The 21041-nt window shown below is 58.6% G+C and carries 22 protein-coding genes and 1 pseudogene; 8 read left to right on the top strand and 15 right to left on the bottom strand.

Annotated elements, in window-relative coordinates; translation table 11 throughout:
* Nucleotides 1–12 precede the first annotated feature (12 nt).
* Nucleotides 13–1218, bottom strand: a complete 1206-nt coding sequence (locus AACY02_RS22745; protein WP_339433875.1) for an acetyl-CoA C-acetyltransferase — start codon at nucleotides 1216–1218, stop codon at nucleotides 13–15.
* Nucleotides 1219–1858: 640 nt separating this feature from the next.
* Here AACY02_RS22745 and AACY02_RS22740 point away from each other — a divergent pair.
* Nucleotides 1859–2626, top strand: coding sequence for a c-type cytochrome (locus AACY02_RS22740; protein WP_339433882.1), 768 nt, complete (start codon nucleotides 1859–1861; stop codon nucleotides 2624–2626).
* Nucleotides 2627–2736: 110 nt separating this feature from the next.
* Here the strand turns inward: AACY02_RS22740 and AACY02_RS22735 are convergent, their stop codons facing one another.
* The 9 genes from AACY02_RS22735 to AACY02_RS22695 all read right to left on the bottom strand — a co-directional run bounded on the left by AACY02_RS22735 (nucleotide 2737) and on the right by AACY02_RS22695 (nucleotide 10780).
* Nucleotides 2737–3546, bottom strand: a complete 810-nt coding sequence (locus AACY02_RS22735; protein ID WP_221733904.1) for a transglutaminase family protein — start codon at nucleotides 3544–3546, stop codon at nucleotides 2737–2739.
* Nucleotides 3543–4493 carry an alpha-E domain-containing protein gene (locus AACY02_RS22730; RefSeq protein WP_007914063.1) on the bottom strand — a complete coding sequence of 317 codons (951 nt, stop codon included), beginning with the start codon at nucleotides 4491–4493 and terminating at the stop codon, nucleotides 3543–3545. The genes AACY02_RS22735 and AACY02_RS22730 overlap by 4 nt, the downstream gene beginning before the upstream one ends.
* A 12-nt stretch (nucleotides 4494–4505) precedes the next feature.
* Entirely contained in the window at nucleotides 4506–5915 is a 1410-nt protein-coding gene (locus AACY02_RS22725) for a circularly permuted type 2 ATP-grasp protein (RefSeq protein ID WP_339433874.1), read from the bottom strand.
* 465 nt (nucleotides 5916–6380) lie between these two features.
* Nucleotides 6381–6728, bottom strand: a complete 348-nt coding sequence (locus AACY02_RS22720; protein WP_003223226.1) for a ribonuclease E inhibitor RraB — start codon at nucleotides 6726–6728, stop codon at nucleotides 6381–6383.
* A 207-nt stretch (nucleotides 6729–6935) separates the two neighbouring features.
* Nucleotides 6936–7169: a hypothetical protein gene (locus AACY02_RS22715; protein ID WP_221733906.1), complete on the bottom strand. Its 234-nt coding sequence runs from the start codon at nucleotides 7167–7169 to the stop codon at nucleotides 6936–6938.
* A gap of 276 nt (nucleotides 7170–7445) precedes the next feature.
* Nucleotides 7446–7637 carry a PLDc N-terminal domain-containing protein gene (locus tag AACY02_RS22710; protein ID WP_221733907.1) on the bottom strand — a complete coding sequence of 64 codons (192 nt, stop codon included), beginning with the start codon at nucleotides 7635–7637 and terminating at the stop codon, nucleotides 7446–7448.
* A gap of 71 nt (nucleotides 7638–7708) precedes the next feature.
* A complete protein-coding gene (locus tag AACY02_RS22705) occupies nucleotides 7709–8239 on the bottom strand; it encodes a hypothetical protein (RefSeq protein ID WP_221733908.1) in 531 nt (176 codons plus the stop codon).
* Nucleotides 8240–8325: 86 nt separating this feature from the next.
* Nucleotides 8326–8844 (bottom strand): ankyrin repeat domain-containing protein, encoded by a 519-nt coding sequence (locus AACY02_RS22700; protein ID WP_339433873.1) that lies wholly within the window; start codon nucleotides 8842–8844, stop codon nucleotides 8326–8328.
* Nucleotides 8845–8941: 97 nt separating this feature from the next.
* Nucleotides 8942–10780, bottom strand: coding sequence for a long-chain-acyl-CoA synthetase (locus tag AACY02_RS22695; RefSeq protein WP_339433872.1), 1839 nt, complete (start codon nucleotides 10778–10780; stop codon nucleotides 8942–8944).
* A gap of 389 nt (nucleotides 10781–11169) precedes the next feature.
* Between AACY02_RS22695 and AACY02_RS22690 the strand changes: the two genes are divergently transcribed.
* Nucleotides 11170–11448, top strand: a complete 279-nt coding sequence (locus AACY02_RS22690) for a DUF3509 domain-containing protein (protein WP_339433871.1) — start codon at nucleotides 11170–11172, stop codon at nucleotides 11446–11448.
* 86 nt (nucleotides 11449–11534) lie between these two features.
* Here the strand turns inward: AACY02_RS22690 and AACY02_RS22685 are convergent, their stop codons facing one another.
* The 4 genes and pseudogenes from AACY02_RS22685 to aroC all read right to left on the bottom strand — a co-directional run bounded on the left by AACY02_RS22685 (nucleotide 11535) and on the right by aroC (nucleotide 14582).
* Nucleotides 11535–12080, bottom strand: a complete 546-nt coding sequence (locus AACY02_RS22685; protein WP_339433870.1) for a 1,2-dihydroxy-3-keto-5-methylthiopentene dioxygenase — start codon at nucleotides 12078–12080, stop codon at nucleotides 11535–11537.
* 162 nt (nucleotides 12081–12242) lie between these two features.
* Nucleotides 12243–12317, bottom strand: a pseudogene (locus tag AACY02_RS22680) (methylthioribulose 1-phosphate dehydratase); the annotation flags it as partial.
* The gene (locus AACY02_RS22675; protein ID WP_339433869.1) at nucleotides 12314–13459 is read right to left on the bottom strand and encodes an MFS transporter; all 1146 of its coding nucleotides are present in this window, start codon (nucleotides 13457–13459) and stop codon (nucleotides 12314–12316) included. The pseudogene AACY02_RS22680 and the gene AACY02_RS22675, both read right to left, overlap by 4 nt.
* Nucleotides 13460–13490: 31 nt before the next feature.
* Nucleotides 13491–14582 carry a chorismate synthase gene (gene aroC / locus AACY02_RS22670; protein ID WP_339433868.1) on the bottom strand — a complete coding sequence of 364 codons (1092 nt, stop codon included), beginning with the start codon at nucleotides 14580–14582 and terminating at the stop codon, nucleotides 13491–13493.
* Nucleotides 14583–14712: 130 nt separating this feature from the next.
* On the opposite strand from aroC, the gene AACY02_RS22665 reads away from it, so the two are divergent.
* Nucleotides 14713–15666, top strand: coding sequence for an alpha/beta hydrolase (locus AACY02_RS22665; RefSeq protein WP_339433867.1), 954 nt, complete (start codon nucleotides 14713–14715; stop codon nucleotides 15664–15666).
* A gap of 99 nt (nucleotides 15667–15765) precedes the next feature.
* Nucleotides 15766–16557 carry a hypothetical protein gene (locus AACY02_RS22660; protein ID WP_339433866.1) on the top strand — a complete coding sequence of 264 codons (792 nt, stop codon included), beginning with the start codon at nucleotides 15766–15768 and terminating at the stop codon, nucleotides 16555–16557.
* A gap of 97 nt (nucleotides 16558–16654) precedes the next feature.
* Here AACY02_RS22660 and prmB read toward each other — a convergent pair whose 3' ends face one another.
* Nucleotides 16655–17563 (bottom strand): 50S ribosomal protein L3 N(5)-glutamine methyltransferase, encoded by a 909-nt coding sequence (gene prmB / locus AACY02_RS22655; RefSeq protein ID WP_339433865.1) that lies wholly within the window; start codon nucleotides 17561–17563, stop codon nucleotides 16655–16657.
* A gap of 239 nt (nucleotides 17564–17802) precedes the next feature.
* Here prmB and AACY02_RS22650 point away from each other — a divergent pair, with 239 nt between their 5' ends.
* From AACY02_RS22650 to AACY02_RS22635, 4 genes are all read left to right on the top strand, one after another.
* Nucleotides 17803–18393 (top strand): cysteine hydrolase family protein, encoded by a 591-nt coding sequence (locus tag AACY02_RS22650; RefSeq protein ID WP_339433864.1) that lies wholly within the window; start codon nucleotides 17803–17805, stop codon nucleotides 18391–18393.
* Nucleotides 18394–18524: 131 nt separating this feature from the next.
* Entirely contained in the window at nucleotides 18525–18845 is a 321-nt protein-coding gene (locus AACY02_RS22645; protein WP_007914024.1) for a hypothetical protein, read from the top strand.
* 74 nt (nucleotides 18846–18919) lie between these two features.
* A complete protein-coding gene (locus tag AACY02_RS22640; protein ID WP_221733919.1) occupies nucleotides 18920–19477 on the top strand; it encodes a Smr/MutS family protein in 558 nt (185 codons plus the stop codon).
* 264 nt (nucleotides 19478–19741) lie between these two features.
* On the top strand, nucleotides 19742–20935 hold the full coding sequence (locus AACY02_RS22635) for a hypothetical protein (protein ID WP_339433863.1): 1194 nt from the start codon (nucleotides 19742–19744) through the stop codon (nucleotides 20933–20935).
* Nucleotides 20936–21041 lie beyond the last annotated feature (106 nt).

Below are 21041 nucleotides of genomic sequence, written 5' to 3'. Positions count from 1 at the left end.
TGAATTCGGGGCTCAGAGTCGTTCGATGATGGTGGCAATGCCCATGCCGCCGCCGACGCACAGCGTCGCCAGGCCATAGCGCAGGCGTCGGGCTTCCAGTTCATCGAGCAAGGTGCCGAGGATCGCGCAACCGGTGGCGCCCAGTGGGTGGCCCATGGCGATGGAGCCGCCGTTGACGTTGACCTTGTCCGGATCGACGGCCATGTCCTTGATGAATTTCAGAACCACCGACGCAAACGCTTCGTTGACCTCGAACAGATCGATTTCCTCTACACGCAATCGCGCTTTGGCCAACGCCTTGCGGGTGGCCGGCGCGGGGCCGGTGAGCATGATGGTCGGATCAGTGCTGGTAACCGCCGTGGCGACAATTCGCGCCCGAGGCTGCAGGCCCAGCGCCCGGCCCTTGGCTTCGGAGCCGATCAGCATCAGCGCCGCGCCGTCGACAATGCCGGAACTGTTGCCGGGTGTGTGTACATGGTTGATCCGCTCGACATGGCTGTAGACCCGCAGCGCCGTGGCGTCGAAGCCCATCAGGCCCATCATTTCGAAACTCGGCTTGAGTTTGCCCAGCCCTTCGAGAGTCGATTCGGCACGAATGAACTCATCGTGATCAAGCAGGATGATGCCGTTCTGATCCTGAACGGGCACCAGCGACTTATTGAACGAACCATCAGCTCTGGCCCGCGCCGCTTTCTGTTGCGAGTGCAACGCGTAGGCATCGACGTCCTGGCGACTGAAGCCTTCGAGGGTGGCGATCAGATCGGCACCAACGCCCTGCGGCGTGAAGTGGCTGTGCAGGTTGGTCTGCGGATCCAGCGCCCAGGCACCGCCATCGCTGCCCATCGGCACACGCGACATCGATTCAACGCCCCCGACCACCACCAGGTCTTCAAAACCCGAGCGCACTTTCATGGCGCCGAGATTCACCGCTTCCAGCCCCGAAGCGCAGAAGCGGTTGATCTGCACGCCCGCCACGCTCACGTCCCAATCGGCCACCTGCACGGCCGTTTTAGCAATGTCAGCGCCTTGATCACCCATCGGCGTGACGCAGCCGAGTACGACATCATCGACCTGGCGGGTGTCCAGCGAGGTTCGCTCTTGCAAAGCACTCAGCAGGCCGGCCACCAGATTCACCGGTTTGACGCTGTGCAGTGCGCCATCGGCCTTGCCTTTGCCGCGGGGCGTGCGTAACGCATCGAAAATCAAAGCTTGGGTCATGACGTCCTCGAACCTGTGCGGTGAGTGATTTCTTGTGCCTTCACTCTTGACCCGAGCGCCTACGGATTCAATGACCCCAGCGCTCAATACGCTTGACGCACACGCTCAGACGGACGGTCATCAGCCGCCGGGTGAACCGGTTCAGGTCGGCGAGTTGTCTAGCAAGCGGGCGGCAAAGAAGCTGGCAATAAGCCTCATGCCTTTTTAATCGCTACCGACATGAACTACATATGAAATGGGTCTAAGCCAAGCGTGACGCGAGCCCTAATGTAAGACAAGTACGTCATGGTCGTCGGGTTTTGCCGGGGCAGGCGTGCTTCAACAGGATGTGCAGCGCTTGCCGTCATGGATATGCAGGCAAGCATCAGGAAATAACAATAAAGGCGGTCAAGCCATGTTCAAACAACCGAAAGTTCGTCAAGCAGGACTCATTCTTTTCGCCACGACGCTGTTGTTGATTTTGCCGAACCTGACCAGGGTCATCGGCTGAACTCAAGCGTCAGGCGCGGCTTGTCGCCACTAAACATGTGACTGGCCCGCTACCCGGGCCGGCGTGTTTGTGCCAACCTTTGCGCACTCCCACAACAATGATGACGATCATTTGAAAGCGCTTATTGTGTTCTTGGCATTGCTGTTGAGCATGCCTTTGGCTGCGGCACAACTGGATCTGCGGCTTGGCCAAATCAGCCGCACCTGGCAGACCGAGGAGTTGCTCAAACATCCTCAAGTACAAACCCTCACGATCAAAAATGATGTGTCCTACAAGAAGGACATGACCTATCGCGCCGTGCCCATGGCTAGTTTGCTCACGGGGATCAAACCCGACGATCACTTGCAAGCAGTGGCACTCGATGGGTTTGCCGCCGAACTGGCTGCTGCGCCCTTGCTCGGCACCAAAGGCGCGCGCGCATGGCTGGCGATCGAAGATCCGGCCCAACCATGGCCACCTCTGTCCGAGGGCAAGCACAGCGCCGGGCCGTTCTATCTGGTGTGGACCGATCCACAAGCGGGAAATATCAGCCCGGAGCAATGGCCGTTCGAAGTGGCAAGCATCAAGCGCATGGCGCCGGTGGCCGAACGCTTCCCTGCCCTGCTGCCTGACCCTGCGCTGAAAGCCGATGATCCGGTGAATCAGGGTTTTGCGCTGTTTCAGAAAAATTGTCTGGCGTGCCACCGATTGAATGGTGCGGGAGATGCGCAGTTCGGGCCGGATCTGAATATTCCGTTTAACCCGACCGAGTATTTCGGCGCGGACTTCCTCAAACGCTACATTCGTGACCCGCAAAGTTTGCGTCAGTGGCCGCAGGCGAAGATGCCGGGGTTTTCAGTTGAGGTGTTGCCCGACCAGGATTTGCAAATGCTGATCGGGTATCTGCAGCACATGGCTGGGCGCAAGGTTAAGCCCTGAGCCTTGTGTTGTCGGTACTGATCTCTTCGCGAGCAAGCCTGCTCCCGCAGGATCAATGCTGATTCAAAATCAGCGCAGCTGGGTTGCCAGCATTTGCGGCATCCCCAATCCTATTGCTGTTGCACGGAGATGACCGGCACCGGCGTCGGCGATACAAACACCTTCGCGTGCATCTGCTCACACCCACCACCACGGCGCATCCCGCGCACCGGGCAGGCATCCAGATAATCCAGACCCACCGCCAGTTTCAGGTGTCGCTCAGGTCGAGCCAGTTGATTGGTCACGTCAAAGCTGTACCAGGCGTCATCCAGCCACGCCTCAGCCCAGGCATGGCTGGCCAGGTGCTCACAATCCTCGCTATACAGATAACCCGACACATACCGCGACGGGATTCCCAGGCTACGCGCGCAGGCCAGGAACGCGTGGGCGTGATCCTGACAAACGCCTGAGCGGCCAGCGAACGCCTCGGCGGCGCTGGTATCCACTTCAGTGGAACCCGGCGTGTACGTCATGTGCTGGTTCAAGCCATGCATCAAATCGATCAACGCCGTGCGGTCGCGACGTTGCTTGCAGTTTTTTTCGGCGAACGCACGCAGCGCCTCGTCGGCCTCGGTCAGTCGAGTAAAACGCAGAAACGGTAACGCGGACTGGCTCTCGTGCTCTGCCTCGCGCAACTCATCGATATCCACCTGACCACGGGCGCCGATGATGATCGCTTCGTGCGGCTCGTCCATGGTCAGTACATGCAGGATGTTGCCGAACGGATCGAGTTGCGCACGCACCGGGCGCGGCAGGTCGAGTTGCCAGCTCAATACGTGCTGACGCTCGCTGTCATGGGGTGTCAGCCGCAGGTACTGGATGCTCGCCCGCACCTGATCTTCGTAGTGATAGGTGGTCTCGTGGCTAATGGAAAGTCTCATGCAGCCTCCAGGTAGGAACTGTGAATGGCGTTACCCAACTGGCGCACCAGCGGGATGAATTCGGTCAGCCAGGCGTGCAGGCCTTCCTCGAGGATTTCGTTGATGCCGGTGTAACGCAGGCGTGCGTCCATTTCTGCGGCCAGGCGTTGTGCCGGCCGACCGTTGGCCCCGGGCAACTGCGCGAGAATCTGATCGATCTCTTCGGTGCAGGCACGCAGTGAACGCGGCACATCTGCGCGCAACAGCAGCAACTCGGCAACATGTCGCGCCCCCGGCGCATCGCGATAGATTTCGGTGTAGGCCTCAAACGACGACAAAGCCCTGAGCAAAGCACTCCACTGATAGTAGGCGTGAGCAGTGCCGTCACTGACCGCTTCGGCCTGATCACCCGCCATTTCGTAGCGGGCATCGAGCAGGCGCAAGGTGTTGTCCGCGCGCTCGATAAAGGTCCCCAAGCGAATGAAGCGAAACGCATCGTTGCGCATGATCGTGCCGTAGGACGCCCCACGGAACAGGTGTGAACGCTCCTTGATCCATTCGCAGAAACGGCTCATGCCATAGCGGCTCAGCCCCTGTTCGGCGATCCCGCGAATCTCCAGCCAAGTGGCGTTGATGTTTTCCCACATGTCAGCCGTTATTCGTCCACGTACCGCGTGAGCGCTGGCCCGCGCCGCGCCCAGACAGCTGTAGATGCTCGCCGGATTGGCGGCATCGAGGGCGAAAAAGTGCAGCAATCGTTCGGCATGCAGCGCGCCGTGACGCTCCAGATAATCGTCGAGTGTGCCGGTGATCAACAGCGGCATGGCCAGTTCGTGCAGACCATCGCCGCGGCCGTCTTGCGGCATCAGCGACAGCGAATAACTGATATCGAGCATCCGTGCGAGGTTTTCCGCTCGCTCCAGGTAACGCGACATCCAATACAGATCCGAGGCAGTTCTACTTAACATGGCAAACTTCCTTCAATCCTCGACCACCCAGGTGTCCTTGGTTCCGCCGCCCTGGGAGGAATTCACCACCAGAGAGCCTTCGCGCAGGGCGACACGGGTCAAACCGCCTGGCACAACCCGCGTTTCGCGACCGGACAGGACAAACGGGCGCAGGTCGATGTGGCGTGGCGCAATACCGTTTTCGACAAAGGTCGGACAGGTCGACAGCGACAATGTCGGTTGCGCGATGTACGCGTGGGGCTTGGCTTTGATCCGCTCGCGGAATGCATCGATTTCCGCCGTCGTCGCTGCCGGCCCCACCAGCATCCCGTAACCGCCCGAACCTTGGGTTTCCTTGACCACCAGATCCGCAAGATTGGCCAGCACATGGGAAAGTTCAGACGGATTGCGGCATTGCCAGGTCGGCACGTTCTTCAGGATCGGTTCTTCATCGAGGTAGAAACGAATCATGTCGGTCACGAACGGATACACCGACTTGTCGTCGGCCACACCGGTGCCAATGGCGTTGGCCAGCACTACGTTGCCGGAACGATAGGACGACAGCAGCCCCGGCACACCCAGCATCGAATCCGGATTGAACGCCAGCGGATCAAGGAACGCGTCGTCGAGACGGCGGTAGATCACGTCGACCGCTTTTGGCCCATCGGTGGTGCGCATGAAGACTTTGTCGTCGCGCACGAACAGATCGGCGCCCTCCACCAGCTCCACGCCCATTTCCCGGGCCAGAAAAGCATGCTCGAAGAATGCACTGTTGAAGCGCCCCGGCGTCAACACCACCACACTCGGGTCATCAATCGGGCTTGAGCTTTTCAGGGTGTCGAGCAACAGGTTCGGGTAGTGGTCGATCGGCGCGATGCGCTGCGCGGCGAACAGCTCCGGGAACAATCGCATCATCATCTTTCGGTCTTCGAGCATGTAGCTCACGCCGCTCGGTGTGCGCAGGTTGTCTTCGAGCACGTAATAGGTGCCGTCGCCGTCGCGCACCAGATCGACACCAGAGATGTGCGAATAAATATCGCGGTGCAGATCCAGCCCTTGCATCGCCAACTGATATTGCTCGTTGGCCAGCACCTGCTCGGCGGGAATGATCCCGGCCTTGATGATGCGCTGCTCGTGGTAAAGGTCGGCGAGGAACATGTTCAACGCCTTGACCCGCTGGATGCAGCCGCGCTCGACGATCCGCCATTCGCTGGCGGGGATGCTGCGCGGAATGGTATCGAAAGGAATCAGGCGCTCTGTGCCTTGCTCGTCCCCGTAGAGCGTGAAGGTAATCCCGGCACGATGGAACAGCAGATCGGCCTCGCGTCGCCGTTGGGCCAGCAGCTCGTCAGGCGTGTCGGCCAACCACCGGGCAAACTCCCGGTAATGCGGACGAATCTGGCCGCCGGCATCGTACATTTCATCAAAATAAGTGCGGATCATGCCGTACTCCTTGTCACCCGGACATACAGGCCTTCGCAAGGCCCGTGCCATCGGCATAAACGCTTTGATTTCAATCAGTTGGATATTCACGCCGCAGGTGCCGCACCATTCCTGTGCAACAAATGCCCCAACCTGATTGCCCCCGCCTCATTGCGACGCAGTGTTGTCGTCTATCACCAGCATAGTCAGAGTTGATTTCACTGCTCGGCATGAGCGGCGGATAATCCGCGCATCCGCTGAAAGAGCTGCCACGCGCAGGTCTTCAGCTCAATTGATCCGGCCTGCCAGTGCAGCCCTTAAAGCCTTGGCCCTGAACGGTTTCATCGATTTATCGGTCTTCCCTTTTCGCCACCCTCTCCGGTGGCTTTTTTTTGCGTGCGTGAAACGTTTTGAAAGCAAAAGAGATCCATAAATGAAAACGGCCAACCCGAAGGTCAGCCGTTGCTCAACAAAAAACACCAGAGATCAGTTCAAACGGTAGCGGTTGCGTACCTCCTGCTTGACGCCCCAGCCCTCGATGATGCCACCCAACGGTTCGACCACGGCGGAGAAGCCCTGCTCGAAATCGCCAATATCGTCATAAGTCGCGTACATCACTTTGCTTAATTCCAGAGACCAGGCGCCGTCGTCGCGCGCACTGACCTGGGCATTGATGGATTCACCGCGAAACTTGCCTGCCGCCCTGCGCGCCCGCTCCTCGTCCGGGAAAATGGCGTAGAACTCGATGGGATGGAATCGGGAAAAATCGAAACCGCCTTCTTTCATGCGGCGCAGCACGTTGCTGCTGATGTCTTCTTGATAGGCTGTGCTCATGAATCGTCCCCCTCGGATGATGGATAGACTTTCCGTATTCCCGCCCCGGGCCTTGGGCCTAAGTACTTCGGCAAACTGGTTGCACGCGGGAAACAAGCATGTAGCTGACAAGACCAGACCTTAGCGATCCGTTCGCTGATCTCGCTTGCAGAGTAGCCCCAAGATAGAGCTGCTGCCAAGGCCTGGCGTGATAATGATGGAAGAATTTCAGATGGGGGTGATGCTGCGGATTTCGATGCTGTTCTGGGTTTTCAGACTTTTGACACCCGCATCGGCGGTGCGGCCTTCCAGATCGTTCAAATCCAGTGCGGCGGCAACAGGCAGGAGCCGTTGCTTGATCAGTCGAGCGGCCTCATCGTCGCTGGGACATTCGGCGCGCTCGAAGACCTCAACAACAGTTTCACCATGATCGTCCACGAAAGTGATTTTCCACTTTTGCATCGGTGCCTCCTCGATCAAACCCGCAAATGGGCTTACCTCTATCTCGACTTTTGGCCGGATTGATCGTTCAAAAGGATTGCATCGGGCGAACATGAAAAAAAAGACACCCAATGCGCAAGCAGGCTTTTGTGGCAAGGGGATTTATTCCCGATCGACTTAGAAGCAGTCGTAGATCACGGGTTTTCTGTCAGACCGCACCCACCGGTTCAAGGGACGCTTCGCGCGCCCATCGGCTTAACACAACCTCACAGGTTTTGCGTTGTTCGCGAGAATGGCTCAGATCCGCACATTCCCCCGTGGCCCGGCAATCGCCCAGATGATCAGGCCCAGCACCGGCAGAAGGACGATCAGCAGCACCCAGAGGACTTTCATCCCGGTCTCGGCGCCGCTTTTCAGTACGTTGATGATGGCCCAGATATCGAGGGCAAGAATGATCAGACCGATCAGACCGTTAAACGTCGAACCCATGGTGTCGCTCCAGAATAGTGGCATGCACTTTTAGGATAGACGGTCGCGCGAAGGGTTCCCTTTTATTGCCCTCAGACGTGAACAGCGACCTTCAAGGCCTCCAGCGATGGCGCAGCGGCGATGCCAACTTCGGCGCACAACGCCAGCACCCGTGGCACGTCGTTGCCGTAGACCAGTACGACTTGCAGCTCGTCGTCGAGCAACTGACTGAAGTTCATCAGCGTGTAACCGCCGTTTTCCTTGTTCAGGCTGCTCATCTGCACCTGAATGCGATTGAGCGCAGTCAATGCTTCGGTTTTGGCCAATTGCTTGGGCTTGAGGTTGAAATCGACCCCTGGACCGAACGAGGCAACGATCTGCGCGAACAGATCGACGTAGGTGTCGGCCTGAAACAGTACGGTTTCCGGCAGGCTGCCGACCACCACCCACTCGCCCAACGTGATCGGAAAAGTGTCGTCGTAGTTGATGTCCGGGTTGGCCGTCAGAAAAGCGCCGGCATCGGCGTAGGCCTGTGCGGCTTCGTCGGCCACTTTCAGGATCTCGTCCTCGCCCATGCAGCCGGAGCTGATTTTGCTGATGAGTTCGACGAGTGCGGCTTTCATGAGGGCAGATCCTGTGGCGAAGGTGAATTTCGAGGGCGCGAAGGATAGCGCATTCTCTCCCTCACCACAGTTCAACAGAGCTGATTTCAGCTCAACAGTTTTTCCAGCTGCGCGGTGGTGTCGACCGCACCCATGGTGCGAGCCGCGTCCAGTGCTGTCACGCCGTTGGCGTCCTTGGCATGCGGATCGGCACCTTTGCTGATCAGGTAATCGACGATTTCAACGCGGTTGAACATTGCCGCCATCATCAACGCGGTACGACCGTCGAACGACGAACCTTCGATCTCGGCGCCCGCTTCCACCAGTGTCTTGACCACGGCCAGATCACCTTTGAACGCTGCGCCGGCAATCGGGCTCTGGCCGTTGCCATTGCGCATCTCCGGGTCAGCCTTGTGTTTAAGCAGCACCTGTACCGCCTCCACATGGCCGTAGTAACTGGCCAACATCAGCAACGTGTCGCCTTTGGCGTTTTTCAGGTTCACCGGCAGGCCGGCGCTGATCAGTCGATCCAGCATCACTGCATCACCGTCGCGCGCCTTGTTGAAAACCTGCTCGGTGAATTCGGCAGCCTCTTCAGGGGTCATCTGGCGGCTTTGGTCGGACATGGGGCAACTCCACTTTCGGTTAATCGCAAAGCCGACAGTTTCCCGAGCGCGGCGATAGCTGTCACCCCCTTTTTCTCAAGAAAGGCTATAGCCAGAATCAATAGCGGTATTTGCCCTGGTGAATGTCGGCCAGCACTTGATCGGTCACCTGCACATACGTCTGCGTGCCAGGCAGCCAGGCGAAGATCGGGTCATCTCCCGTCAGGCCCGGGTCGAAGCCTTCGTTTTTCAACCGCGTTTTCTGGTATTTGAAGGTGCCGGTGGTTTCCATTTTCACTTTCACCCGCAGGAACAGAGGGACGGCGTAGGCCGGCATGCGTTGCCGGGCGAACGTCAGCAGTTCGGCGAAGTCCAGGGTGGCGAGGGATTCGGCAGGTGTGATCGCTGCCATCCCGGCGCGTCCGTTGGTGTTGCGGATTTCCACGCCGTAGGCCACGGCCTCGGAGATGTGCGGATGTTGCAGCAACAGGTTTTCAACTTCGGTGGTGGAGACGTTTTCACCTTTCCAGCGATAGGTGTCGCCGAGGCGATCAACAAACTGGGCATGACCAAAACCGATGTTGCGCAACAGATCACCGGTGTTGAAGAAGCGGTCGCCCTTGGTGAACACATCGTGTACCACGACTTTGGCGGTCTTCTGCGGATCGGTGTAGCCGTCCAGCGGCGCCTTCTCGTCGATTCGCGCCAGCAGCAAACCTTGCTCGCCCTTACCGACCTTGCGCATGAAACCGTCGTCGCTGCGAATCGGCTCGCCGCTGTCATGATCGTAGGCCACCAATTCCCAGGCCATCAGCGAAAACCCGATGGTGTTGTCGAAGTTGAGGATGTTGGTAAAACCGATATTGCCGTCGCTCGCGGCATACAGTTCACAGATATGATCGACCGCGAACCGCGTCTTGAACTCGGCCCACGCGCCTGGACGCAAGCCGTTGCCGATCATCTTGCGCACATCGTGGCGATTGTCATCGACGCTGGCCGGTTGATCGACCAGATAACGGCATAACTCGCCGACGTAACCGATAGTGGTGGCGCGATAGCGGCGCACGTCATTCCAGAACTGACTGGCGCTGAATTTGCGGCGGATGGCGAAACCCGATGCGCCGTTGATCGCCGAGCCCCAGCACACGCAGAGGCCGGTCGCGTGATAGAGCGGCAAGGTGCAATAGAGGACATCGTCGGGGCCCATGTCGAGGGCGATCATGCCGAAGCTGGCCGAACTGCGCATCCAGCGACCGTGCTTGAACACACCAGCCTTGGGCAGGCCAGTCGTGCCAGAGGTGTAGATGTAGAAACACGGATCGTCGAAAAACACCTGCTGGCTGCTCGGGGGATTATCGCTGCGAGCGTCGACACTGGCGCTGATCAGGTTGACGTAACCCTGGGGGGCAATGCCCGGATGGCTGTAAGTGTCGTGGTCCGCCACGAACCAGGTGCGCTCTGGCGTAATCGTCACTTGATCACGTACCGCGGCAAACGCCGACACCAACTCTTCACCGACCACAATCGCCACCGGCGCCACCAGATTCACACTGTGGATCAGCGTATCGCGGGTCTGCGAGGTATTGAGCAGTGCGCTGACGGCGCCGACCTTGGCCAATGCCAGAATCGTCACCAGTAGTTCCGGACGGTTTTCAATGAACACCGCCACCACATCACCCTTGCCGATCCCCTGCCCGTTCAGATAGTGGGCGATGCGATTGGCCCACTGGTTGACCTGCGAATAGGTCAGCAAGACATCGCCCTGCAATAACGCCAGGCCATCGGGATTACGCAGAGCCGCTTGTTCGAACGTCCAGCCAAGGCCACAGCTTTGGGTCGGATCCTTGACGTTGGCCACCTTCATGCCTTTGACCACTCGCGGAATGGCTTTGGCAATCATCGGCAGTTTGCGGAGCATCATGCCCCAGGTAATCGTGTCGCTTGGCGCGTGACTCATGGAAGCTCCCGTTCGGCCCTGGTTTGCTGGCCGGCATTCTTATTTTTCGGGCAATCGATGGCTGCGACCGACACTTTCAGGCGAAGGTCGAGAGCGAAAGTACGCCAGCGCTTCTCAAGCTGTACACGCGGTTTTTGCAATGTTTTGTATCCGCAGGACCTTGGCCGGCAGCCGCGATCCTGTGGGGGCGATTTGGTTCCGTTTATTCGCAAGCGATCCCGCAAAATGCAGGATGCACGATGGCCGTTCATGCAGATTGCACGACGCGTTTAAATTCACGATTTTATAAACTATTGATTTATAAGTATTTTTAAAAAAAACCATGCTGGCACAATCACTGCAACCTCCTCTGCATGCTTGCCATTCAAGTGCATACGGAGCTGAAAAACATGAGCCTGATCCAAGAAAAATTTACCTCCCTGTTCTCCAACTTCGAAGTCACCACTACGCCACGTCCCGATGGCGGGATCCTGCTGACTCTGCGCAGCAGCGACGGCAAAGTGTTCAAGCGTGCGCTGACGTATCAGCAACTGCATGCCGGCGACCAATTGTCGTGGGCGATCAGTGCAATTCGTCGTGATCTGGCTGAACAGGCCAGCGAACTGCCACAAATCGCAATGCTGCAGAGCCAGCAGCGTTTTGCCCTGCCGACGTATCACTCGCTGTAATTGATTCGACCCTGTAAATCAAAGCAGGCCGTGAAGGATGCGCTTCACGGCCTGTTTTTTTATGGATGACGTTTATCGTCTTCGGCTCAGTCCTCAAGACGCGGGAAGCGGCCGGCGATGTCTTCGCCAGTGAAGGTGGCGACCCAGCCTTCGGGGTTGTTGAACAGACGGATCGCCACGAAGTGCGGATGTTCACCCATGTCGAACCAGTGTTTAGTGCCGGCCGGCACCGAGATCAGGTCGTTTTTTTCGCAGAGTACGGCGTAGACGTAATCGTCGATGTGCAGGGTAAACAGTCCACGACCGGCGACGAAAAAACGGACTTCGTCTTCGCCATGGCAGTGTTCTTCAAGGCACTTGGCGCGCAGTTCGGCTTTCTGCGGGTGATCGCTATTGAGGCTGATCACATCGACCGTGATGTAACCGCGCTCGGTCATCAGTTTGTCGATCTGCTCTTGGTACGCGCTGATGACTTCTTCCTGGCTTGCACCGGGCTGGATCTTCGTGGCGGCTTGCCAGCGGTCGAAACGCACGCCCTGCTCGGCCAGAGTCGCGGCGATGTCTTCAAGATGGGTCAGCACCTTGTTCGGGATGTCGGGGCTTGAGACGTGATAAACGGACAGGCTGCTCATTGGGACAATTCCTCGGTATCGGCCTTGCCGTCCGGTTTTTTTCAGACCGGTCGGGCACAGCAATTCATCAGGTAAATGGGCGACTTCTGGCGAAGTCAGCCTTGGTGGTTCATGACGCTGCGGGTCTCCAACTCGCATTCAAACAAAATTCAGATACCGCTGAGACCAGCCTCGACCATAAAGAAAACACCCGGCGTCGACGATTGGCCGGGCGAGTTGTTCACGCGCAAGGCTCACAGGCTGTCCTCTTGCATGCGTGTGGCAATGATAACGGCAGCCGCGAGCGCCGCGAGACTGGCAATACTAAAGGTCAATGTCGGGCCGAGGGTATTCCAGCTGTACCCGGCATACAGTGCGCCGAGCGCGCCTCCGGTGCCGGCCAGCGCGGCGTACAACGCTTGGCCCTGTCCTTGCTGGCGCGCGCCGAAGCTACGTTGCACGAACGCGATGGCAGCGGCGTGAAAACTGCCGAAGGTCGCCGCGTGCAGCACCTGCGCCAACAACAGCACCCAGAGAAACTCGGCGAACGAACCCAGCAGCACCCAGCGCAGCGCCGCCAGCAGAAAACTTGCCATCAAGACTCGGCGCAGGGAGAAGCGTGAAAGAATCCGGCTCATGGCCATGAACATCAGCACTTCAGCGACCACACCGACGGCCCAGAGCATGCCGATCACGCCGCGACTGTAGCCGAGTCGTTCAAGGTGCAACGTCAAAAATGTGTAATACGGGCCGTGACTCATCTGCATCAGTGCCACGCTGGCGTAAAACGCCAGCACGCCAGGACGGCGCAGTTGCTTGAGAAAACCTTCCCCGGTCGGCCGGTTGCCCTGCGCCGGTTGCGCGTTCGGTACCCACAAACTGCTGAGCACGATCCCCGCCATGATCAGCACCAGCGCTGCCGGGTAGATGTCCAGACTAAGCCACTCGAACAGGCGCCCCAACACAACCACGGTGATGATGAAGCCGATTGAGCCCCACAGGCGAATCTGGCTGTAACGGGAGGTCTGCCCCTGCAAATGCGCCAGCGTGATGACTTCGAACTGCGGCAACACCGCGTGCCAGAAGAACGCATGCAACGCCATGACCATCGCCAGCCAGGCGTAGGTTTTGCTGACGAATATCAACGAGAAGGTCAGCAGCGTACACACCGCGCCGAAGCGCACGATGGCCAGGCGTCTGCCGGTGTAATCGCCAAGCCAGCCCCAGATGTTAGGCGCCACGCAGCGCATCAACATCGGGATGGCGACCAGTTCGCCAATGCGCGCGGCGCTGAATCCGAGGTGATCGAAGTACAGCGCCAGAAACGGCGCCGTCGAGCCGAGCAAGGCGAAATAGAACAGATAGAAACTGGACAGCCGCCAGTAAGGGAGCGCCGCCACGGTCAGGCCGCGACGGCTTTGTGGTCTGCCATTAAAGCTGACCCAGCACCGGGGTGCTCACGCGCACATCGGCGTTCTGCCCACGGTGACGCAGCAGGTGGTCCATCAGCACGATGGCCATCATCGCTTCGGCAATCGGTGTGGCGCGGATGCCCACGCAGGGGTCGTGTCGACCTTTGGTGATCACGTCGACCGCGTTGCCTTCGACGTCAATCGAACGGCCCGGGGTGGTGATGCTCGACGTTGGTTTGAGCGCCAGATGGGCAACGATCGGCTGACCGGACGAGATGCCGCCGAGAATGCCACCGGCGTTATTGCTGAGGAAACCTTGCGCAGTCATTTCATCGCGATGCTCGGTGCCACGCTGGGCAACGCAGGCGAAACCGGCGCCGATTTCCACGCCCTTCACCGCGTTGATGCTCATCAGCGCGTGCGCCAGTTCGGCGTCGAGACGGTCGAAAATCGGCTCGCCCAGACCCGGCATGACGCCTTCGGCGACCACGGTGATCTTCGCCCCCACCGAATCCTGATCACGGCGTAATTGATCCATATAGGCTTCCAGCTCCGGGACTTTGTCCGGATCCGGGCAGAAGAACGCGTTTTCTTCAACCGAATCCCAGGTCTTGAACGGGATTTCGATCGGGCCGAGCTGGCTCATATAGCCGCGAATGACAATGCCCTGGGTGGCCAGAAACTTCTTGGCAATTGCACCTGCCGCCACGCGCATGGCGGTTTCGCGGGCCGAGCTACGGCCGCCGCCACGATAATCGCGCTCGCCGTATTTGTGGTGGTAGGTGTAGTCGGCGTGGGCCGGGCGGAACAGGTCCTTGATTGCCGAGTAGTCCTTGGACTTCTGGTCAGTGTTGCGGATCAGCAGACCGATGGAGCAGCCGGTCGTGCGGCCTTCGAACACGCCGGAGAGGATTTCGACTTCATCGGCTTCCTGGCGCTGGGTGGTATGTCGACTGGTGCCGGGCTTGCGGCGGTCGAGGTCGCGCTGCAAGTCTTCGAGGGAAATTTCCAGGCCCGGCGGGCAGCCGTCGACAATGGCGACCAACGCCGGACCATGGCTTTCGCCAGCGGTGGTGACAGTGAACAACTTGCCGTAGGTATTGCCGGACATGCAGGACGCTCCGTGAAATCAAACCCAAATTCGTAATGCGCGCCAGTATACGCAGGCTAACCGACTAGTTCATCCTCGAACCTTAGCGGTGTTGGTGAGTCCAACCGGCACCTTGGCGAATGATGGCGTGATGATGCTGCGAGTTTTGATTTTGAGTCTTACCCTGTTTACGGGCTTTGCCCAAGCGACGGTCCTACAACGCCCGGTAACTTTGGATACGGGGAGCGGCGAGCTTTTCGGTTCGCTGTTGCTGCCAAAATCCGACAACCCTGTACCGGTTGTCCTGATCATTTCCGGCTCGGGGCCTACGGATCGTGACGGAAACAACCCCGACGGCGGGCGCAATGACAGCCTTAAACGGCTGGCCTGGGTGCTGGCTAAACACCACATTGCCAGTGTGCGCTACGACAAGCGCGGCGTGGCCGCCAGCCTTGCGGCCACGCCGGACGAGCGCAACCTGTCGGTGGAGGCCTACGCGGCAGACGCCGTGGCGTGGGGGCAGAAGCTCAAGGCCGACCCGCGTTTTGGCAAGCTCATCCTGCTTGGCCACAGTGAAGGCGCACTGATTGCCAGCCTTGCCGCGCCGAAGCTGGATGCCGCGGCGGTGATTTCCCTGTCTGGCAGCGCGCGGCCGGTCGATCAGGTGATCCGCCAGCAACTGGCGCGCAGCCTGCCACCACCGCTGATGTTGCGCAGCAACGAGTTGCTCGACAACCTCAAGGCCGGCCGCACCGACGACAATGTACCGGGGCCGTTGCAGGTGATTTTCCGGCCAAGCGTGCAGCCGTATCTGATCTCGCTATTCCGACAGGATCCGGCCGCAGCGTTCGCGCAACTGAAGATGCCGGCACTGATCGTTCAGGGCAGCAACGACATTCAGGTCGGTGTCCATGATGCAAAGTTGCTCAAAGCCGCCAAACCGGACGCCGAACTGGCGGTGATCGAAGGCATGAACCACGTCATGCGCATCGTGCCTAACGACGTGAAGCGGCAATTGGCCTCCTACAAAGACCCGAATTTGCCTCTGGCAGCGGAACTCGGCTCGAAAATCATCGAATTTATTGACGGACTTCGCACCCGATAAGCGCTGTTTGCCCTCCAGTCTTGCAAGAAACGGCCGATAAGCCTTTGTCGCCAGCGTACTGGCTGGCGGCAAGCAGGGCTTGGACAGGATCTCGCCGTTATGACTGATACCCAGACTTCACCCGACACCACCGCTGAAAAAGACGCACCGCCAGCGGTCGAGCTGCCGTGGGCGGATGTCCACGTCGAGCACCACAAGATGCTCCGCCTGGCCCCGTTGAAGACCGACCGCCACACCGGTGGCCGGCCATTGCGTTTTGTCGAATTCGGCTATGCCGAGCGCAATAGCAAAGAACACAGCCTGATGCGCATGGCGATCAAGCTGCCGAGCCAGCGTGTTCGCAAAGAGCAAAATCATCTCGACGTGTGGGTCAATCACACCACCAAACGTGTGAGTTTCGGCCCGGACAGCGGCTTGCAGATTGAACCGTTAAACCGTGGCATCGGCCGCTTCATGGCCGCGCATGGCATTACCTGGGCGAAAAAACACTGGCCCGCCTACACCGTCGACGGCATGGACTTGAACAACAAGGACGCGCTGAACGAAGACACTCGACTGCGCCGCGATCATTTTCTGCGGGTGCACGGATTTGATGTGGTCTACGCCGACGCCCAGCATTTGAAGGGCAGCATCAAGGATGCTCAGGTCGGTGATCTGATTGGCGACTGGAACAGCGAAAAGCTGCAGATCGTCGAGATTCTTGAAGCCGCGCAAATGCTTCAGCAGGCCGAACAGAATCTGGCCGAGCAGGAAGTGAAGCTCCAGAAGCAGGAAGAAAAGGTCAGCAAGTTCAAGCGCGAAGACGCCGGGTTGCGCTTCACTATTACCTGTCTGGTGGCGTTTGCGGTGTTTCAGGCGGGGTTGTTGATCTGGATTGCTACGCACCGCTGATAACTTCAAACTGCGGCGCTGCCATTGGCGAACAGGCTCGCTCTCACAGGAACATGCATTCCAAAGGTGGCGAGCCTGCTCGCGAAGCGTTCAGGGGTCAGACGCGAGAAGCGAATAGCGCTTGATGATCGCGGCACTGCTGCGCCGTCAACATGAACACGCCATGCCCACCGCGCTCGAACTCGAGCCAGGCGAAGTCGACTTCCGGGTACAACGCTTCGACGTGAACCTGGCTGTTACCCACTTCGACAATCAGCAACCCCTTCTCGGTCAGGTGATCCGCCGCTTCGGCGAGCATCCGCCGAACCAGGTTCAGACCATCATCACCGCACGCCAGGGCCAGCTCCGGCTCGTGCTGGTATTCGTCCGGCATGTCGGCGAAATCTTGCGCATCGACGTAAGGCGGATTCGACACGATCAGGTCGAAACGCTGACCCGGCAGCCCCTCGAAACCATCGCCCTGCACAGTGTAGACACGCTCATCGACGCCATGGCGCTCGATGTTCTGATTGGCCACTTCCAGCGCTTCGAACGACAGATCCGCCAGCACCACTTCGGCGTTCTGGAACTCATAGGCGCAGGCAATGCCGATGCAACCGGAACCGGTGCACAGATCAAGAATTCGCGCAGGGTCATTGCCAATCCACGGCGCAAAATGGTTTTCGATCAGCTCACCAATCGGCGAACGCGGGATCAATACACGTTCGTCGACGATAAACGACATGCCGCAGAACCACGCCTCACCCAACAGGTAAGCGGTCGGGATACGCTCTTCGATGCGACGCTTGAGCAGGCGTTGCAGATTGACCAGTTCGTCATCTTCCAGTGCGCAATCGAGATAGCTGTCGGCGATTTCCCACGGCAGATGCAATGCCCCCAGCACCAGTTGCCGGGCTTCGTCCCAGGCATTGTCGGTGCCATGGCCGAAAAACAGATCCTCCCCATGGAAGCGGCTGACGGCCCAACGGATGTGGTCGCGCAGGGTACGAAGTCGGGAAGTGATCACGGGGCAGAACTCCAGAAAAAACGACTGGCGATTCTAACAGCCAAAACGCGCCACGACGACGCAGGAAAAATCCCGCCACAGCGGTAGGGGTTTTCTGTTTTTTGCATCAGCTATTGAACAGAACGTGTAACTTGACAAGGCTGCAAGCCAGCAACGACGGTGCCTACGATGGTAGCGATTCACAGAACCGCTCAGCCAGAGGACAATGTCGCAAAAGCCCCACCCCAAGGAGCCCCAGAATGTCCGTTCCAAAAACGATGTTTCAACTCAGCGGTCGCGGTTACGCAGCGGCCACACTGAGCCATGCCACCGTGGTCATCATCGATGCCCAGAAAGAATATCTCAGTGGCCCACTGGCCCTGAGCGGCATGGATGCGGCCGTCGCGAACATCAAACAAGTGATCGCTGCGGCCCGTGCAGCCGGTCGGCCGATCGTGCATGTGCGTCATCTCGGCACCGTCGGTGGCCTGTTCGACCCACAGGGCGAACGCGGCGAATTCATCCCCGGCCTAGAACCGCAGGGCGATGAAACCATCATCGGCAAACTGCTGCCGAGCGCCTTCCATGGCACCGAACTGCTCGACCGCTTGCAAAACCTTGGCTCGCTGGACCTGATCGTCTGCGGTTTCATGAGCCACTCCAGCGTCAGCACCACCGTGCGTGCGGCGAAAAACCTGGGTTTTCGCTGCACCCTCGTTGAAGATGCTTGCGCCACCCGTGACCTGCCGTTCAAAGGCCGGGTACTCAGCGCCGAAGTGGTACAAGAAGCGGAAATGGCGATCATGGCCGACAACTTTGCCACCCTCGCCAAAACACAAGATCTCATCTGATCGCGCCCTGATGAGCGGCCCACACTGCCGCTCATCCACAAAAGCCTCTCATTTGACGCAAATGCCATAGCCTCAGGAACAACCCGGTCAACTCCCGGTCGAAGGGCCGATACCCATTGAGGAAGGTCGGAATGAAGTTATCCGATGGATTTGACGCACGCCGCTTGCGGCCCAAAGGCCAAAGCAACTGGCGTTTTCGATTCGGCGCGGCGATTGCAGCCATTCTGGCGACATTCGGCGTGCTGCTGGCAATGGCCGGGGCCGCCAGCCTGCTGGGGCGCCCGCCAGCGCTCGGCGACTTGAACGCCACGCCAATGGGCTCCGCGATCATTCTGGCAGTCGGTTTGCTGTTTCTGTATTTCGGTGTCGCCCTGTGGCGTCGCTGCCGCCGTCGTGCACGGCAATCGCGGGAATTGAACATGTCCCCGCACCTGATGAAAAAACACGACTGACTCGATGGCCTGGCTTTTTGCCGGGCCGTTTTGTTTCGACTTGGGTAAACTGGCCGCCCTTCGCGGAGGCTGACATGCAAGACGACGATTTTTCCCTGTTCAAAAGTGCGATCCAAGGCGTCAAGCCGATCAAGCACGACCGCGCCGACACCGGCAAACCCAAAGCTGACCGCGCGCAGATCGCCAAATTGCGCCAGTCCGCTACCGTGCGCACCGACACCACCACCGTTGATGGCCTGTCCGATCAGTTCGTGATTGACGTCGGCCCGGAAGACGAGTTGATGTGGGCCCGCGACGGGGTACAGGAAAGTCAGATGCGCAAGCTCAAGGTCGGGCAGATTCCGTTCGAGGGCAGCCTCGACCTGCACGGCATGAACGTGGAAAAGGCCCGGGAAACCCTCTGGGCGTTTCTTGCCGAAGCGACCAAATTCGAAATCCGCTGCGTTCGCGTCACCCACGGCAAGGCCGTGCGCCTGGACGGCAAGCGGCCGATGATCAAAAGCCACGTCAACACCTGGCTGCGCCAGCACGCACAAGTGCTTGGTTTCTGCTCGTGCCAGGCCAGACACGGCGGGGCCGGCGCGGTTTATGTGATGCTTAAACGCACCATGATGGAAGGTCGCGACGAATAAAACCGTTACACCGGCTCATCGAAAGGGACATCGCTCCAGCCAGATCAGTAAACCATCTGATCATTCGCTCCCTCGCTGACGCCAATCAAACACCCTGTTTCGCTTGGCATTTTTTAAGTCGTCACCTAGCCAGGCAAGGATAAGAACAACGCCTGGCATGACCGCCCTGAAAACCCCTTGAGCTACCCTTCATTCGATCGACATCACTGGAAATGACGACGATCAGGCTCCAAGTGAGCACTTGATCATTCTGGAGCAACGTTAGTGATCAGCAATGCCGGCCTTATTCTTGTTTCAATCCTGGTCGCCTGTGTTTTCTTCCACCCTCGCGTACTCAGAATGCGACTGTGGCGTGCCACGGTCACTCCTCTGGCCTCGATTATTGGATCTGGGTTTCTGGTCGTAGGTCCAATTCTGGCAAACACGTTTGGTAGCGCGGCCTGGCTCGCCATGGCGGCGCTTTGCTCCTTGGGTTACCTCTACGGGGCGGTGATGCGCCATAACATTCGTTATGTGCAACCCGGTTTGAAGTCGTTGCCTCCAACGTCTGTTTTCATTGAGCGAGCTTCTGATTTCGCATTGTCACTCGCCTATTTCGTATCTGTCGCTTACTACCTGAATCTGTTCGCTGCCTTCGGCATGCGAATCGTGGAGGTAGAAAGCCGACTGGCGGTGCAAATTGTCGCTTCAATCGCGATTGCCACTGTTGGCGTGATTGGACTATCTGGCGGGCTCAGGGCGCTTGAGCGTATCGAGGTCTACGCCGTCGGCCTCAAGCTCTGCGTCATTCTCGGAATTTTCGCTGCGCTGATTTTGTTCGCAACCACCGGCCATACAATCTCTTCGCCTGTTGAGCCACAGGAAGGACTCGGAAAACTCCAGGTTCTATTGGGACTGATCGTACTGGTCCAAGGCTTTGAAACATCCCGTTATTTGGGCGCCGAATACGACACACAAACCCGGCTGCGGACAATGCGCTATGCCCAGTGGATATCAACATTTATCTACGTCGGGTTCGTTTTTCTCCTGACGCATTTATTTCACGGCAGCCCCTCCGCCGAAGGCGGGGAAACGGCGATTATCGACATGCTTGCCCCTGTCGGTGCCGCCGTCACCCCACTATTGATCGCGGCCGCCCTTGCGTCCCAATCATCGGCAGCCGTTGCCGATATGAATGGCGCTAGCGGACTGCTGGCTGAAGCGACGCACAAGCGCCTGTCTGTGAATGTGGGCAGCCTCGTGACTGCGCTTGTGGCAATCGGCATCACTTGGAGTGCTGGTATTTACGAAATCATCACGTATGCATCAAAGGCGTTTGTGATTTTCTACGCGTTGCAATCGCTACAGGCGCTGCTGTCGTCACTGGACCGTAAAGAACCTGGCAAAGCGGCGCTATTTGCCGTGGGGTTGCTGATCGCCATCGGTATAGTCCTGTTTGGAAAACCGGTCGCAAGCTAGGAAAACCGTTTGACGGCGATTCGTCGAACTACCGGCCCCGTTGTGCGATTTGATGCCGATCGGTTCCGTCTCTTTGAATTTGCCTGACAGTCCCGGGGGCTCGGCA

It is taken from the genome of Pseudomonas sp. EA_65y_Pfl2_P78, from assembly GCF_963970495.1.
In the GTDB taxonomy this organism is placed as follows: domain Bacteria; phylum Pseudomonadota; class Gammaproteobacteria; order Pseudomonadales; family Pseudomonadaceae; genus Aquipseudomonas; species Aquipseudomonas baetica_A.
This window is presented reverse-complemented; position numbering and strand designations above follow the sequence as displayed.